The organism is Lysobacter sp. P5_C4 (assembly GCF_054049695.1).
Genome location: NZ_JBFULX010000002.1, coordinates 310,631 through 325,237 on the forward strand (window position 1 = coordinate 310,631; position 14,607 = coordinate 325,237).

General features: G+C 68.0%; 13 protein-coding genes. 5 read left to right on the top strand and 8 right to left on the bottom strand.

Going from position 1 to position 14,607, the window contains the following annotated elements; translation table 11 throughout:
• Positions 1-106 precede the first annotated feature (106 nt).
• Positions 107-1,702 carry a DUF3106 domain-containing protein gene (locus tag ACXJJ8_RS05935; RefSeq protein ID WP_499027637.1) on the top strand — a complete coding sequence of 532 codons (1,596 nt, stop codon included), beginning with the start codon at positions 107-109 and terminating at the stop codon, positions 1,700-1,702.
• On the opposite strand, the gene ACXJJ8_RS05940 is transcribed toward ACXJJ8_RS05935, so the two are convergent.
• Both ACXJJ8_RS05940 and ACXJJ8_RS05945 read right to left on the bottom strand, forming a co-directional pair.
• On the bottom strand, positions 1,703-2,014 hold the full coding sequence (locus tag ACXJJ8_RS05940; protein WP_499027640.1) for a DUF4286 family protein: 312 nt from the start codon (positions 2,012-2,014) through the stop codon (positions 1,703-1,705).
• 1 nt (position 2,015) lies between these two features.
• The gene (locus tag ACXJJ8_RS05945) at positions 2,016-3,185 is read right to left on the bottom strand and encodes a DUF3667 domain-containing protein (RefSeq protein WP_499027642.1); all 1,170 of its coding nucleotides are present in this window, start codon (positions 3,183-3,185) and stop codon (positions 2,016-2,018) included.
• A gap of 90 nt (positions 3,186-3,275) precedes the next feature.
• On the opposite strand from ACXJJ8_RS05945, the gene ACXJJ8_RS05950 reads away from it, so the two are divergent.
• Positions 3,276-4,649: an MATE family efflux transporter gene (locus tag ACXJJ8_RS05950; RefSeq protein ID WP_499027644.1), complete on the top strand. Its 1,374-nt coding sequence runs from the start codon at positions 3,276-3,278 to the stop codon at positions 4,647-4,649.
• A 96-nt stretch (positions 4,650-4,745) separates the two neighbouring features.
• Positions 4,746-6,644 (top strand): signal peptide peptidase SppA, encoded by a 1,899-nt coding sequence (sppA, locus tag ACXJJ8_RS05955; RefSeq protein ID WP_499027646.1) that lies wholly within the window; start codon positions 4,746-4,748, stop codon positions 6,642-6,644.
• Positions 6,645-6,669: 25 nt separating this feature from the next.
• Here the strand turns inward: sppA and ACXJJ8_RS05960 are convergent, their stop codons facing one another.
• The gene (locus ACXJJ8_RS05960; protein WP_499027649.1) at positions 6,670-6,984 is read right to left on the bottom strand and encodes a hypothetical protein; all 315 of its coding nucleotides are present in this window, start codon (positions 6,982-6,984) and stop codon (positions 6,670-6,672) included.
• Between the two features lie 71 nt (positions 6,985-7,055).
• Here ACXJJ8_RS05960 and ACXJJ8_RS05965 point away from each other — a divergent pair, with 71 nt between their 5' ends.
• Both ACXJJ8_RS05965 and ACXJJ8_RS05970 read left to right on the top strand, forming a co-directional pair.
• Positions 7,056-7,832: an SDR family oxidoreductase gene (locus tag ACXJJ8_RS05965; protein ID WP_499027651.1), complete on the top strand. Its 777-nt coding sequence runs from the start codon at positions 7,056-7,058 to the stop codon at positions 7,830-7,832.
• A 76-nt stretch (positions 7,833-7,908) separates the two neighbouring features.
• Positions 7,909-9,663: a PQQ-dependent sugar dehydrogenase gene (locus ACXJJ8_RS05970; protein ID WP_499027654.1), complete on the top strand. Its 1,755-nt coding sequence runs from the start codon at positions 7,909-7,911 to the stop codon at positions 9,661-9,663.
• A 51-nt stretch (positions 9,664-9,714) separates the two neighbouring features.
• On the opposite strand, the gene ACXJJ8_RS05975 is transcribed toward ACXJJ8_RS05970, so the two are convergent.
• The 5 genes from ACXJJ8_RS05975 to ACXJJ8_RS05995 form a co-directional block, all read right to left on the bottom strand.
• Complete coding sequence (locus tag ACXJJ8_RS05975) at positions 9,715-9,948, bottom strand: KGG domain-containing protein (protein ID WP_498959529.1); 234 nt, start codon at positions 9,946-9,948, stop codon at positions 9,715-9,717.
• Positions 9,949-10,104: 156 nt separating this feature from the next.
• Positions 10,105-10,740: a DUF4124 domain-containing protein gene (locus ACXJJ8_RS05980; RefSeq protein ID WP_499027656.1), complete on the bottom strand. Its 636-nt coding sequence runs from the start codon at positions 10,738-10,740 to the stop codon at positions 10,105-10,107.
• Positions 10,741-10,766: 26 nt separating this feature from the next.
• The gene (locus ACXJJ8_RS05985) at positions 10,767-11,408 is read right to left on the bottom strand and encodes a DUF4124 domain-containing protein (RefSeq protein ID WP_499027658.1); all 642 of its coding nucleotides are present in this window, start codon (positions 11,406-11,408) and stop codon (positions 10,767-10,769) included.
• Between the two features lie 54 nt (positions 11,409-11,462).
• On the bottom strand, positions 11,463-12,026 hold the full coding sequence (tsaC, locus tag ACXJJ8_RS05990) for an L-threonylcarbamoyladenylate synthase type 1 TsaC (protein WP_499027660.1): 564 nt from the start codon (positions 12,024-12,026) through the stop codon (positions 11,463-11,465).
• The gene (locus ACXJJ8_RS05995; RefSeq protein ID WP_499027661.1) at positions 12,026-14,548 is read right to left on the bottom strand and encodes a DNA topoisomerase I; all 2,523 of its coding nucleotides are present in this window, start codon (positions 14,546-14,548) and stop codon (positions 12,026-12,028) included. The genes tsaC and ACXJJ8_RS05995 overlap by 1 nt, the downstream gene beginning before the upstream one ends.
• Positions 14,549-14,607: the final 59 nt, after the last annotated feature.

Below are 14,607 nucleotides of genomic sequence, written 5' to 3' on the forward strand. Positions count from 1 at the left end.
GCACAACCGTTTTGGGCGAAACCCGCGCGGGGCTTGGCGGAGCGGGCGCGGCACGGTTCGTCAAGACATTTTTGATACGTGTTCGGATCGCCATCGGACGGAATGCGTGGCTATCATCCGAGCCGATGAGCACGCCGCAAGCATGACGAGCACGCCCTCTCCAGCAAACACGGCGACGGGTGCGCCGGCGGCGTTCCTGCGCGGGGTCGAACGCCGCGCCGCGGTGTTCGCGGCCCTGCAATGCGGGTCGGTCGATCGCGGCGACGCGGCCGTCGCGGCCGTGCTGCGTGCCTTTACGCGGATCGCACCGGATGCGCCGATGGCGACCTGGCCGATCCGCTTCTGGTCGACGCTGCTCGCCGCGCCCGACATGCGCCGCCCTGCCGCCGATGCTGTGTGGCCCGCAACCTGGGCGGCGCTGGCGCCGCTCGGCAACGGGCCGCGCGCGGCCCTGTTGCTCCGGTTGGTGGCCGCGCTGGAGATGGACGACGCGGCCGCGGCGCTGGGCGTCTCCGCCGACGCGTATCGCGACGCGCTGCAACGCGCGGTGCCCTATCGCGAAGACGGCACGCCCGACCGCGACGCCTGGCAGGCGTGGGTCGCAGACGTGCGCGCATCCACCGAAGGCATGCCGGCCGAGCGCCTCGCGCGGCTGCATGCGGCGCCGCAGGCGCCCCGTGCGACGCCGGCCGAGGCAACGCCGCGACCGGTGACTACGCGCGCGCCTGTGCGGCGCAGGGTCGGTATCGGCGCCCTCGTCGCGCTCGCGGCGGGCATCGGTGCAGTCGTCCTGTTTCGCCCGCAATGGTTCGACGCGTTGCCCTTCCGCGGCGAGCTGGTCCGCAGCGCCAACTTGCCGCCCGCCGACGAACCGGTCGCGCGTTACGACGCCGACCTCGCCGCCTGGACGCATCGCGACTTCCTCGCGATCGCCGACCCCGACGGTGTGCGCCGCGCCGATGCGTTCCCCTTCTTCGCCTGGTACGCCGCGACGCTGGCAGTGCAACCGGCGGCCGACGCCTCCGCGCCAGCCAAGCCGGTGCCGGCCGTGGTGCCCGCCGCCGCGCTGGCCGAACCGCCGCCGGCGTTCGTCGCGCCGCCACATGCGAGGCCGCTGCCGATCCCGCGCAGCGTCACGCTGCCGGAAGCCACTGCGTCGGCGATCGCACGGGTCCCCGCGCCGCTGCAGCAGGATTTGCGCGACCAGGCCGCGCTCTGGCAAGCCTTCTCGCCTGCGCAGCGTCGCGACTTCATGCAGCGCGCGGCGCAATGGGATGCGCAGCCGCGACCCACGCAAGTGCGCCTGCGCGAACGCTACGCCGCGTGGCGCGCGCTGGATCCGGTGTCGGCCGAAGCGATCGAAAGCGCGGTGCAGGCGTTCGCGCATCGCACGCCCCAGGAGCAGGCGGCGTTGCACGCACAGTTCGACGGGCTCGATCCGATCGCGCAACGCGGGTGGCTACTGGGCCCCGCGATCGGCGGCGACTATCCGAAGTTGCACGCCCTGCTGGCGCAACTGCCCGAAACGCAGCACGCGCCGATGCTGCGTCTGTTGCGCCGGATGGACAGTGCGCAGCGCGCCGACCTGTGCGTGCTCGCGCAACGCGTGCCCCCGCAGGACCGCGCGGCGCTGGTGCAGGCGTTGTTGTCGACGGCCGATGCGCAACGCACCGCGTGGTTGCAGGTGCGCCTGGCGCAATAGTTAAAGCGCCACGTCCTTCAGGATGCGGCGCCGATAGCGCACGCCTTCTTCGCCGAAGCGCGCCAGGCCTTCCGCGCGCAGGCGCGGCGCATGTTCGCGCTGGTAGGTTTCGAGCGCGCCCAGGTCGCTCACCATGTAACGCACGCACAAGCCCTGGCGGCCGGCGGTGGGCAATGGATCGACGACATCGTGCACCTGCGCCGAGAGGAAGCCGGGCAGCGCGAGCAATTCCTGCACGTGCGCGGCGAGCCATTCGCGGTAGGGCGCGGCGATGGCCACGTCGAATTCCAGGTTGACTTCGTAAACGACCATTTCACATCCAGACAAGGCCCGCCAGCATGGTGAACGCGGCACCGATGCTGAGCAGGACGGAATAACAGAAGCCCAGCACGCAGTATTTCAACAGGGTCATGATCCAGCCTTGACCGTAGACACGTTTCTGCATGATGAGCAGGTACAGCGGCATCCAGATTCCCAGCGACACCTCACCCAGCTTGATGAGGGAATGCAGCGGGGAAGCGACGGCGCCGAGCGAATCCTGCAGCGCCATCAATCCGAACATCACCAGCAAGGCCAGGCAGAGGAACGCATGGCTGTGCAGGGCGACGATCAGGTGTTCCATGTAGAGCCTGCGCTTGAAGGCGTAGGCGATCTTCAGCATCAGCGCGAACAACGGCAGCATCAGGATCAGCGCCGTGGGCACGGTGCTCAGCACCGCATCCTTGATGAGGTTCGGGTCCTTCTCGCCTCGGCGCACATTGTCGCGGAAATGGCCGGCCATTTCGTTGAGTTTCCGATTGGCGGCGGAAGGCAGCCATTCGAAGTGCACGGGGTTGTTGACCGGATCCCAGGGCTTGCCGTTGAAGGAAATCTCGTCGTCGCTTTCCTCGCCGTCGGGCGCGGACACGCCCGGGGGCGGGGGCGGGCGGCCGGCCTTGGAGGCGGCTTCCAACATCGCGATGCGGCGGTCTGCCTGCTTGTTGATCGCAGTCTTCGCCGCATCCAGGCCGATGCTCACGCCCGGTGTTTCCGCCGTTTCCTTCTTCGCCTTTTCCAATTCACGCACCGCCCCGTCGCGGCGCGCGTTGACCTGCGCGACCGTCGTGGCCTTCGCGATCGCCGAGTCGCCGCCGCCGTCCATGCCGACCTTCATGCCGCTGAAGTCGACCGACAGCTGCGCCACGAAGAACGCCACGATGCTCAGGAACACGAACAGGCGCACCGGGCTGACGTAGCGGATGCGATGGCCCGCGAAATATTCCAGCGACAGGCAACCGGGCTTGGTGAACAGCGGCCACAACGTGCGGAACACGCGCGCGTCGATGTTGAAGACGGTGTCCAGCAGGTCGCCCATGATGCTGGTGAAGTGGCGCACGAGCCCCTTCACCGGCTGGCCGCAGGCGTGGCAGTGCTCGCCCAGCAGCGGGACCCCGCAGTTCTGGCACGTCGGCCTGGGCGGCGCGGCGGCGCTGGTGTTCGTCATCTCGCTGCCCATGAGGGTCCCCGTCTGGCGGCTAAGATAGTACGCGGCGCCTTTCAAATCCCCGCGCCCCTTCACGATCAAGCCCTTGCGATGTCCCCACAGCCCCCGTTCGCGCGGGAACTGCGCACCAGCGCAACCCTTGCCGCGCCCCTCGTCCTCGGCCACCTCTCGACGGGCCTGATCGGTTTCGTCGACAGCGTGATCGCCGGCCACCACGGCACGCGCACGCTCGCGGCGGTCGCCGTGGGCACGGCCCTGTTCTGGTTGCCGATGATGGTGCCGATGGGAACGCTGATGGCCTTCCCGCCCGCGGTCTCGCAACTCGACGGCGCGGGGCGTCGCAACGAAATCGCGCCCTTGTTCCGCCAGGCGTTGTGGCTCGCGGCGATGCTCGGCCTGGTGTTGTTCGCGTTCCTGAGCGTGGTGACGATCGCGCTGGAACCGATGGGCATCGCACCGGAAATCCGGCCCGGCGCGGTTGCCTTCCTGCACGGCATCCGCTGGGGCGTTCCTGCGCTCACCCTGTATCTGTGCATGCGCTATCTCAGCGATGGCCTGCATTGGACGCTGCCGACCATGGTGCTCGGCTTCGGCGGCCTGGTCGTGTTGGTACCGCTGGGTTACGCCCTCACGTGGGGCGTCGGCGGGTTGCCGGAGCTCGGCGCCGGCGGGCTCGGGCTCGCATCGGCGGCGATGATGTGGGCGCAGGCCATCGCCTTCGCGCTGTACCTGCGGCGTTCGAAGCGATTCCGATCGCTGGGCTTGTTCGCGCATTTCGAACGGCCGCGCTGGCCCGAGCTGCGCAACTTGCTCGCGACGGGCCTGCCGATCGGCGTGACGGTGATGATGGAGGGCAGCTTGTTCATCGTCACCGCGTTGCTCATCGGGCGGCTCGGCGGCGTGGAGGTGGCGGCGCACCAGATCGCGATCAACGTCGCGAGCCTGTGCTTCATGATTCCCTTCGGCCTGGCCGAAGCGACGACGGTGCGGGTCGGCCATGCGCTCGGCCGTGGCGATCGCGAAGGCCTGCGCCGTGCGGCCTTCGCCGGGTTCATCCTCATGTTCGCCACGCAGGCGGTGTCGGCGGTGCTGTTGTTGTTTGGCAACCACGCGCTCGCCGGCCTCTACACCGCGGACACCGCCGTCGCGACCCTGGCCGCGACGCTGCTGCTGTACGCGGCCGCCTTCCAGTTCCCCGACGGCGTGCAGGTGCTTTCGGCGGGCGCGTTGCGCGGCCTGCGCGACACGCGCCGGCCAATGCTGCTGGCCGCGCTCGCCTACTGGGGCGTGGGCATGCCGCTCGGCGCGGGCCTGGGCCTGTGGCTCGGCTGGGGCCCGCAAGGGATGTGGATCGGGCTGATCGTCGGCCTCACGACCGCGGCCGTCCTCTTGTCGACGCGCTTCTTGCGGTCCTCGCGCGCAGTCCCCATGAACGCTGGGCGCGATGGCGAATCGTCGCCATGACCGACGGCGCATGAAGTCCACACACGCCTGCCGCTAACCTGTCGCCATCTTCCGGGCATCGCCCCCGGCGCACCCCTCTCCAGGAGCTCCACCGCAATGAACGAACCCAGCCGTCGTGGCCCCATTGCCCGCGCCATCGTGGGCATCTGGGACGCCATGAACTTCACGCGGCGCCTGGTGTTCAACCTGGTGTTCTTCGCGCTGCTCATCCTGTTCCTGATGTTCGCCTTCTCCGGCGGTTCGCTCGCGCCCCTGAACGACCGCACCACGCTCGTCATCGCGCCGCAGGGCCGCTTGGTCGAGCAGTACAGCAGCGACATCGCCAGCCGTGCGCTGTCCAAGGCGATGGGCGACGGCGGCAACGACGAAGTGCAATTGCGCGATCTGTTGCGCGCGCTCGACGTGGCCGCGACCGACAAGCGCATCGAACGCGTCTTCGTGCGCTTCGACCGCCTGCAACCCACCGGCTACGCCTCGTTGCGCGAACTCGCCGCGGCGTTGGCGAAGGTGCGCGCGTCGGGCAAACAGGTCGTCGCGTTCGGCGAAAGCTTCATGCAGGAGCAGTACCTGCTCGCCGCGCAGGCCAACGAGGTGTACCTGGATCCGATGGGCGGCCTGGTGCTCCAAGGCCTCGACCGGTATCGCCAGTATTACCGCGAAGGTTTGCAGGACAAGCTGGGCGTCGACGTGCACCTGTTCAAGGTCGGCGAATACAAGTCGGCCGCCGAGCCCTACGTGCTCGATGCCGCGTCGCCGCAGGCGAAGGAAGCCGACCTGTACTGGATGAACGACGTGTGGCAGCGCTATCTCGGCGACGTCGCCAAGGCGCGCGACCTGTCCGCGCAGCAACTCGCCGCCGGCATCGACACGCTGCCCGAAGGCCTCGCCGCCGCGCGCGGCGATCTCGGCCGCTATGCGTTGCAGCAGAAGCTTGTCGACGGATTGAAGACCGAAGAGGAAGTCGACCGCATCCTCGCCGAACGCGGCGTCGCCGACGCCGATGCCGACGGCGGTTTCCGCCAGGTTTCGCTCGACACCTACCTGCGCCACATCGACACCACCTTGCCGGCGACCGAACTGCGCCCGCAGGTCGCCGTCGTCGTCGCCGAAGGCGAGATCGAAGGCGGCGAAAAGCCGCCGGGCCACATCGGCGGCGTCTCCACTGCCGCGCTGCTGCGCGAGGCGCGCGACGACGACCACGTCAAGGCCGTCGTGCTGCGCGTGGATTCGCCCGGCGGTGAAGTGTTCGCCTCCGAACAGATCCGCCGCGAAGTCGTCGCACTCAAGGCGGCCGGCAAGCCCGTCGTCGTCTCGATGGGCGACCTCGCCGCATCGGGCGGCTACTGGATCTCGATGAACGCCGATCGCATCTATGCCGATCCCTCGACCATCACCGGTTCGATCGGCATCTTCGGCGTGATCCCGACATTCCCGCGCGCACTGGACAAGATCGGCGTGCACACCGACGGCGTGGGCACGACGCGTTTCGCCGGTGCGTTCGACATCACGCGCCAACTCGATCCGGCCGTGGGCGACATCGTGCAATCGGTGATCGATAAGGGCTATCGCGATTTCACCGGTCGCGTGGCGCAGGCGCGCAAGCGTTCGGTGGACGAGATCGATGCGATCGCGCGCGGCCGCGTGTGGACCGGCGCGCAGGCGCGCGAACGCGGACTCGTCGACGACTTCGGGGGGTTGCAGACAGCGATCGACGATGCAGCGGCGCGCGCGAAACTCGGCAAGCCCGACGCGTACAACGTGCACTACATCGAGCGCGAAGCCACGCCGTTCGAACGCTTCTTCGCCGGCTTCGTGTCCAGCCGCGCGGGCGCGACGATGATGCGCGACTCGGGTTTCGCCCAGGGCGTGGCGCGCGCCATCGTGTCGCGCAGCGTGCCGCAGATGGACGCGGACCTGCGATTCCTCGACGCCGCCCTCCAGCGCCGCCCGGGCGCGCCGGTGAAAGCGCTGGCGTATTGCTTCTGCGAACTCTGACCGGCGTCAGGCCGGACGCGCGCCGCTACTGATCCGACGGCGGCGGGGCATCGCCCCGCTCCTGCGCATCGATGGACGCGCGCTGCTGGTCGGCCGCCTCGAGCGTCGTCGCTTCGGCGGACTTGGCCTTGTTGATCGGCCTCTGGATCGCCTGCGTCAGCTCGGTGGCGGGCTTCTCGCGCTTGCTCGCGTCGTCCCACGTTTCCGGGTCGGGCTGGCTGGCCGACGCCTGCGGCGCGGGCGGCCGCTCGGTCTCGGGCTTTTCGGGCTTCGAACAAGCGCCCAGGGCGAGCACGCCCATCACGGCAACGCAGAGCACGGCAACCGGGGTTCGCGACATCGCGGCGGCGTCCATTGGAAGGCAGCGGCTATCCTACGCCGACCCGGGCGGACGCAAACGAGGCAGGCGGCATGGATCCGAAGCGCTGGCGGCTGGACGGACAACTCGCCCTGGTGACCGGGGGCAGCGCCGGCATCGGCCGCGCGATCGCACGCGAACTCCTGGGCTTCGGCGCCGACGTGCTCCTCGCCGCGCGCGATGCCGCGGCGCTGGAATCGGCACGCGCCGAACTGGCTGAAGACTTCCCCGATCGCGACGTGCAAGGCTTCGTCGCGGATGTCGCCGAAGACGACCAGCGCCGCGAACTGCTCGACTGGGTCGAAGACTTCGGCGAAGGCCTGCACATCCTGGTCAACAACGCCGGCGGCAACCTCACGCGCGCGGCGGTGGAATACAGCGAAGACGAATGGCGGAAGATCTTCGAGATCAACCTGTTCTCCGCATTCGAACTCTCGCGTTACGCCTATCCGTTGCTGACCAGGCACGCGGCTTCGAGCATCGTGAATGTCGGCAGCGTGTCCGGCAACACGCACGTGCGCAGCGGCGCGCCCTACGGCATGAGCAAGGCCGCGATGCACCAGATGACGAAGAACCTCGCGGTCGAATGGGCCGAGGACGGCATCCGCGTCAACGCGGTGGCGCCGTGGTACATCCGCACGCGTCGCACGCACGACAAGCTCGCCGATCCCGATTATCTCGACGAAGTGCTGCTGCGCACGCCGCTGGGCCGCATCGGCGAACCCGAGGAAGTGGCGGCGGCGGTCGCGTTCCTGTGCCTGCCGGCGGCCTCGTATGTCACCGGCGAGTGCATCGCGGTGGATGGCGGATTCCTGCGCTACGGTTTCTGACGAACGGCGCGGCGCTTCACCCGCCGCTTCAGCGGCCGGAGGCATCCTGCGCGGACATCGCCAGGAGGCCGGGCCCATGTTGCTGCGCACCGCCAGGATGTTGGTTCTTGCAGGCACGCTCGCGCTCGCCGCATGCGGTGGCGGCAGCAGCACCAGCGGTTCGGTCACGATCGGCAACGCGCCGCCCGTCTTCACTTCGCCGACCACGGTGACCGTGCCCGAAGACACCACGGGTGCGTTCTACAGCGCCACGGCCACCGACATGGATGGCCAATCGCTGACCTATTCGATCGACGGTGGCGAAGACGCGAGCGCGTTCCGCATCGCCTCGGGCGGCGCGTTGTCGTTCGCCGCGCCGCCGGATTTCGAACACCCCACCGACGTCGGCACCGACAATGTCTACCGCGTGACGCTGCGCGTGAGCGATGGGATCGTCGCCACCGGCATGTTGCTGACCGTGACCGTCAGCGATGTCGCCAGCACCGCGTTCCGCGTGCGACGCGTGGTGTCGGGCGTGCCTTCGCCCGTGTTCGTCGCGCCCGTGCCCGATGGTTCGGGGCGCGTGTATGTCGTCGAACTCGCCGGCCGCGTCCGCATTCTCTCGCCGGGTACGGGCACGTTCGCGGCCACGCCCTTGCTCGATGTCCGCGGGCAGATATCGACCAACGGCGAACGCGGATTGCTGGGTTTCGCGACGTCGCCGGACTTCATGACCTCCGGCCAGTTCTACGTGTTCCTGACCGACCCGGTCGGCACGATCGAAGTGCGGCGCTACACGGTCAGCGCAACCAACCGCGATGTCGCCGATCCGAGGACACTGCGCGTGATCCTTCGCCAGCCGCATCCGCGCATCAACCACAACGGCGGGTGGATCGGGTTCGACGGATCGGGCTTCTTGTACATCGCGATCGGCGATGGCGGCGGCGGAGGCGATCCCGACAACAACGGGCAGAACCCCGATACCTGGCTCGGCAAGATCCTGCGCATCGACATCACGCGCGACGACTTCCCGCTCGACGACACGCGCAATTACGCGATCCCGGCCGACAACCCCTTCGTCGTCGCGGGCGGCGCACCGGAAGTGTGGGCGCTGGGCCTGCGCAATCCCTTCCGTGCCAGCTTCGACTTCGGGCCGCAGGGCACGGGCCTGGGCGGTTTGATCATCGGCGACGTCGGCGAAACCACGGTCGAGGAAATCGACGTGATGTTCGGCCCCGACGACAACCAGGGCGCGAACTTCGGTTGGTCGGTGCGCGAGGGAACCTTGCCGTTCAAGGGCGCCGACAATCCCGCATACCGCCTGCCCGCGGCGCAATACCTGCACGGCAGCGGGCCGCGCACGGGCGAGACGGTGATCGGCGGCGTGGTGTATCGCGGGCCGGTGGAGTCGCTGCGCGGGCAATATCTGTTCGCGGATTTCATCGAAGGCAACCTATGGTCGCTGCCGGTCGACGATCTCTACGGCAACACGCCAGTCACCAGCGACCTGTTCACCTTGCGCAACGCGACGTTCGCGCCGGACGTGGGCGTGATCGACAACCCGGTCGCGTTCGGAACTGATCAGTCGGGGAACGTGTACATCGCCGATCTCGACGGCGAGATCTTCGTGATCGAGGCCGCGCCTGCGCCGGTGCCTTCGCGGCCCGTACCGGCGAAATCGCGCGCGCACCGCCTGGCGCCGACGGTCAAGCGGCACTGGTGCGCCGAAGCGTGGGACGGGCACACCGTGCGCTGGCTCGACGGGCAGATGGTGATCGGCGGCCAGGGCTTCACGTGCGTGCGGAAGTATTACGAGCGATTGGCCGCGCAGTCGGCGGCACGACAACCCTGAACGAAAACGCCCGCATGCGCGGGCGTTTTCGAATGGTGGTCGAACAGTGGCTCAGCGATTACCGCCGGGTTCGTTGCCGCCGAATTGGTTGGGGGGCGCGTTCTGCGGGGTGTTCTGGGTGCCGCGGTTGCCGCCGGAAGCTTCGCCGCCTTTCCGGCCGATCATCGACATGTGTTCACGATCGCGGCTCACCGCTTCGCCGCCTTTCTGCGCGATCTTTCGCTGCGTTTCCGGATCCATGCTTGCGAATCCACGATTGCTGGTGCCGCGGGTCTGGTTCGCCATGCTGTACGCCTCGGTGCTTGGGGGAGGGAACAGCGACCATAGGGAGGCGTCGGTTAGGAAGTTGCGTGGTGCAGGTCAACGAAAAGTTAGATGCCGCAATTCATCCACGCATCGGGGGCGAATCGTCATCAACGCACCGAATGCTTCAGCGGCGCGTCAGCGGCACGTGCTGTCGATGAATGCAGTGCGCTGGCGCGCGTAGTCGGCTTCGCGGTCGGCCTTCTCCGCGGCTGCGGCGTACGTCATGCGGAATTTCGCTTCATCGATGCGGCGCTGCCAACCGCTGCAGAGCGCCTTGTCGGTGAGCGCGGTGCAGACATCGCGCTTGATCTCGCATGCTTGACCCGCGCCGCCGCCGCCATTCAGGCCCACGGTGTCCATCGGCGCGCAGCGCTCCTCCGGCGAGTCGGTCTCGCTCAGATAGATCTTGGATTCCCAAGTCTTGCATTCGAACAGGGGTGGTGGCGGTTTGCGTTCGGCCATCGGAACCTCGGATTCGGGCAAGGCCTCGGTCACCGGACCGCGGACGAGTTCGAACGATGCACCCGCGGGGGCCTGGTTCGGCGGCTTCACGTCGACCGCGCGCGGTGCCGGCGCGGGCGCGGTGGGCAACTCGCCGATCGTGCGCACGACCTGTTTCTCGCCCGGCGCGCACGGCTTGTCGTTCTGCATAGTCACCGTGCCCTTGGCATCGGTGCATTTGTAGATCGTGGTCGCGCGCGCCGGGTGCCCGGAAAACGGCGAGAGCGCCAGCAGCAACGCGAGCAGGGCGAACGTGGACGGGCGGGTCATGCGGCAAGCGTGCCACACGCAACGCGTCATTGGCCGCCGCAATCGTTGTCCAGGCGCGCGTTGAGGCTGCGTTCCTCGACGCGCAGCACATCCCGCTCGCTGGGCATCGCGTTGAAGAAGCGCTTGCGCAGTTCGTCGCGGCGATCGCGCGTGCGTGCGCACACGTCGGCGGGCGGCAGCATGTAACACGTGTCGCGGATGTAGGAACCGTAGTTGCTCGGGCCGATCCAGTTCGGGCCGGCACCGATGCCCGGGCCGATCATCCCGCGCGCGGGGTAACCCAGCGTCCACAGTGGCACCCAGCGCGGATTGCCTTCGCTGGTGTCGCTGGTGTAGCGCTCGCCGTCGGGCGTGATGCATTCGTACAGCGGGCGCGGCGGCGCGAGGTATTGATCGTGCGAGGCGACTTGCGCGTCGTACTGTTCGTGGACCGGTGGGGCTTGTGTCGCGGCGGGGTTCGCGGGCTTGTGCGGCGCGTCCTGCGGGCGCGCCATCGTGCGCGCTTCCTGCTTCTGGTCTTTCGCGCAGGGCGTGTCGCGCAGCGTGAGGTGGCCCTTGGCGTCGATGCAGCGGTAGATCGTCACGTCCTGCGCGTTCGCGCTCCCCTGCGCGCCCAGGGCCGCCAGGCCGGCGATCAGGAGGACGACGCCGCGCGTTGCTTTCGCCATGCGCGCATCTTGCGCGCAATGGAAGCGGCCGGAACGTTGGGGCCGACCGGCGGTTCAGCCGGCGCGCAGTTCGGCGCCGGTGGCGGCGTCGCGGATCGCGGTGGGTGCGCGCAGGCCCCCGGTTTCGCCGATTCCCACGCCATCGACCTGCGCCAACACCGCCGGCGAAAGCGCATCGAAGGTGAAAGCCGGTGGTTCGCCCGCGAGGTTCGCGCTGGTCGACACGATCGGCCCCCCGAACGCGCGACACAACGCAACCACGTCCGGATGATCGCTCACGCGTACGGCGAGGCCGGTGTGCGTCCCCGTGATCCAGCGCGGCACGCGCGCGGTGACCGGCACGATCCACGTGCGTGGGCCCGGCCATTGCGCGCGCACGATGTCGGCGCGTTCGCGCGGCAGCGCCTCCCACGCGAGGAGTGGGTCGAATTGCGCGAGATCGGCGGCGACGAGGATCACGCCCTTGTCGACGGGGCGTTGCTTGATCGCGAGCAAACGCAGGACCGCGGCTTCATCGAAGGGATCGCAGCCCAGGCCCCACACCGCTTCGGTGGGATAGGCGAGCACGCCGCCGCTGCGCAGCAACGATGCGCCAGCGGCGGGTGCGAGGCGTTGCATCAGGTCGCCTTCGCGACAGTCTTCTTCGCGACCTTCGTGGCGGTTTTCTTCGCGGCCACGCGCTTCGAAGGTGTTTTCTTCGTGGCCTTTTTTGCGGCTTTCTTCGCGGTCTTCTTCCCGGCAGCCGTAGTGCCGCTGCCGACTTTCTTCACCGTCTTCTTCGCGACCTTCTCGACCGGCTCCTTCTTCGCAGCCGTCTTTTTCGCGGCGAACTTCTTCCCGAAGCGCCCGCGCATCGGCTTGCCGGTGTCCTCCATCAGCTTCTGCACTTCCTCCAGCGTCAGCGAGGCCGGCTCGCGATCCTTCGGAATGCGGCCGTTGAGCTTGCCGTCGCTGATGTACGGGCCGTAGCGCCCGTTGAGCACCTGGATGTCGCTGCCCTCGAAGGCCTTGATGATGCGGTTGCGCGCGATCTCTTCCTTTTCCTCGATCAGGAAGACGGCGTGCGCGAGGTCGACCGTATACGGATCGTCCTCCTTCTTCAGCGAGGCATAGGTGCTACCGCGCTTGGCGAACGCGCCGAAACGCCCGATGCCGACGGTGACTTCATGCCCGTCGTGTTCGCCGAGCTTGCGCGGCAGCTTGAACAGCTCCAGCGCATTTTCCAGCGAGATGGTGTGCATCGACTGGCCGGGACGCAGCGATGCGAACGTCGGCTTGTCCTCGTCTTCCGCCGTGCCGATGGCCACGTACGGCCCGTATCGGCCCAGGCGCACGCTCACCGGCTTGCCGGATTTCGGATCGACGCCCAGTTCGCGTGCGCCGGTGGCTTCGGAACGGTCGACGCTTTCGGTCTTGTCCTCGACCAGTTCCTTGAACGGGCCCCAGAACTTCTCCATCAGCGGGACCCAATCTTCCTCGCCGCGCGACACCGCATCGAGTTCGTCCTCGAGCTTTGCAGTGAAGTCGTAGTCCACGTAGCGCGTGAAGTGGCTGCTGAGGAAATTGGACACCGCGCGGCCGACGTCCGTCGGGCGGAAGCTGCGGCTTTCCATCTCGACGTACTTGCGGAACAAGAGCGTCTGGATGATCGAGGCGTAGGTCGACGGACGCCCGATGCCGTATTCCTCGAGCGCCTTGACGAGCGCGGCTTCGGTGAAGCGCGGCGGCGGCTGCGTGAAATGTTGGTCGGCGTGCACGCGGTCGAGCGGAATGCGATCGCCCGGCTTCATCGCGGGCAGCTTGCGGCCCTCGTCTTCTTCGTCGGCGGACTTGGTGTCCTTGCCTTCTTCGTAGACGGCGAGGAAGCCCGGATCGACGACGGTCGTGCCGCTCGCGCGGAAGTTGTGTTCGCTGCCCGCGGCGAGGTCGACGCTCACGGTGTTGAGCGTGGCCGGCACCATCTGCGAAGCCAGCGCGCGCTTCCAGATCAATTCGTACAGGCGGCGCTCGTCGTCGGTGAGGTGACGCGCCACCTGCGAGGGCGTGCGCAACGCGGAGGTCGGGCGCACGGCTTCGTGCGCTTCCTGCGCGTTCTTCGATTTGGTCTGGTAGAAGTTCGGCTTGTCGGGCAGTGCGCGCGTGCCGTAGTCGCGCGCGATGACGTCGCGCATTTCGCTCAGCGCTTCGCCGGACAGATGCACCGAGTCGGTACGCATGTAGCTGATCAGGCCGACGGTGCCTTCATCGCCGATCGCCACGCCTTCGTACAACTTCTGCGCCACCTGCATGGTGCGCTTGGTGGTGAACCCGAGCTTGCGCGCGGCTTCCTGCTGCAGCGTGGAGGTGGTGAAGGGCGGGGCGGGGCGGCGCTTGCGTTCCTTGCTGGCGACGTCGGTGACGTGCAGCGCGCCGCCGGCGGCCTTGAGGATGCGCTGGCGCGCGTCTTCGGCGGTGTCGCCGTCGGTGACGGTGAACTGTTCGAACTTCTTGCCGTCGAGCTTCGTCAGCTTCGCGGTAAAGGTCTGCGAAGGGTGCGCGAGCTCGGCTTCGATGCTCCAGTACTCGCGGGCGATGAAGGCTTCGATCTCCTCCTCGCGCTCCACGATCATGCGCAGCGCCGGCGATTGCACGCGACCGGCGGACAAACCGCGCTGCACCTTGCGCCACAGTACCGGCGAGAGATTGAAACCGACGAGGTAGTCCAGCGCGCGACGCGCCTGCTGCGCATCGACCAGGTCCGTGGCGATGGCGCGCGGATGCGTCATCGCTTCGCGGATGGCGCGCGGCGTGATCTCGGTGAACACGACGCGTTGCAGCGTCTTGTCCTTCAGCAGGCCGCGCTCCTTGAGGATCTCGGCGATGTGCCAGGAGATCGCTTCGCCTTCGCGGTCCGGGTCGGTCGCGAGGAACAGCGCGGTGGCGCCCTTGGCGGCCTTGGCGATCGCATCGACGTGTTTCTCGTTCTTGTCGATGAGGTCGTAACGCATCTTGAAGCCGTTGTCGGGATCGACGGCGCCTTCCTTCGGCACCAGGTCGCGCACGTGGCCGTAGGAGGCCAGGACGGTGAAGTCCGGGCCGAGGTACTTGTTGATCGTCTTGGCCTTGGCGGGCGATTCGACGATGAGGAGGTTCTTGGCCATGGGGCTGGATGGGTCCGGCGGCGTCGGGAATTCCCGACGCGAAGAAGGCGACGCCCGGG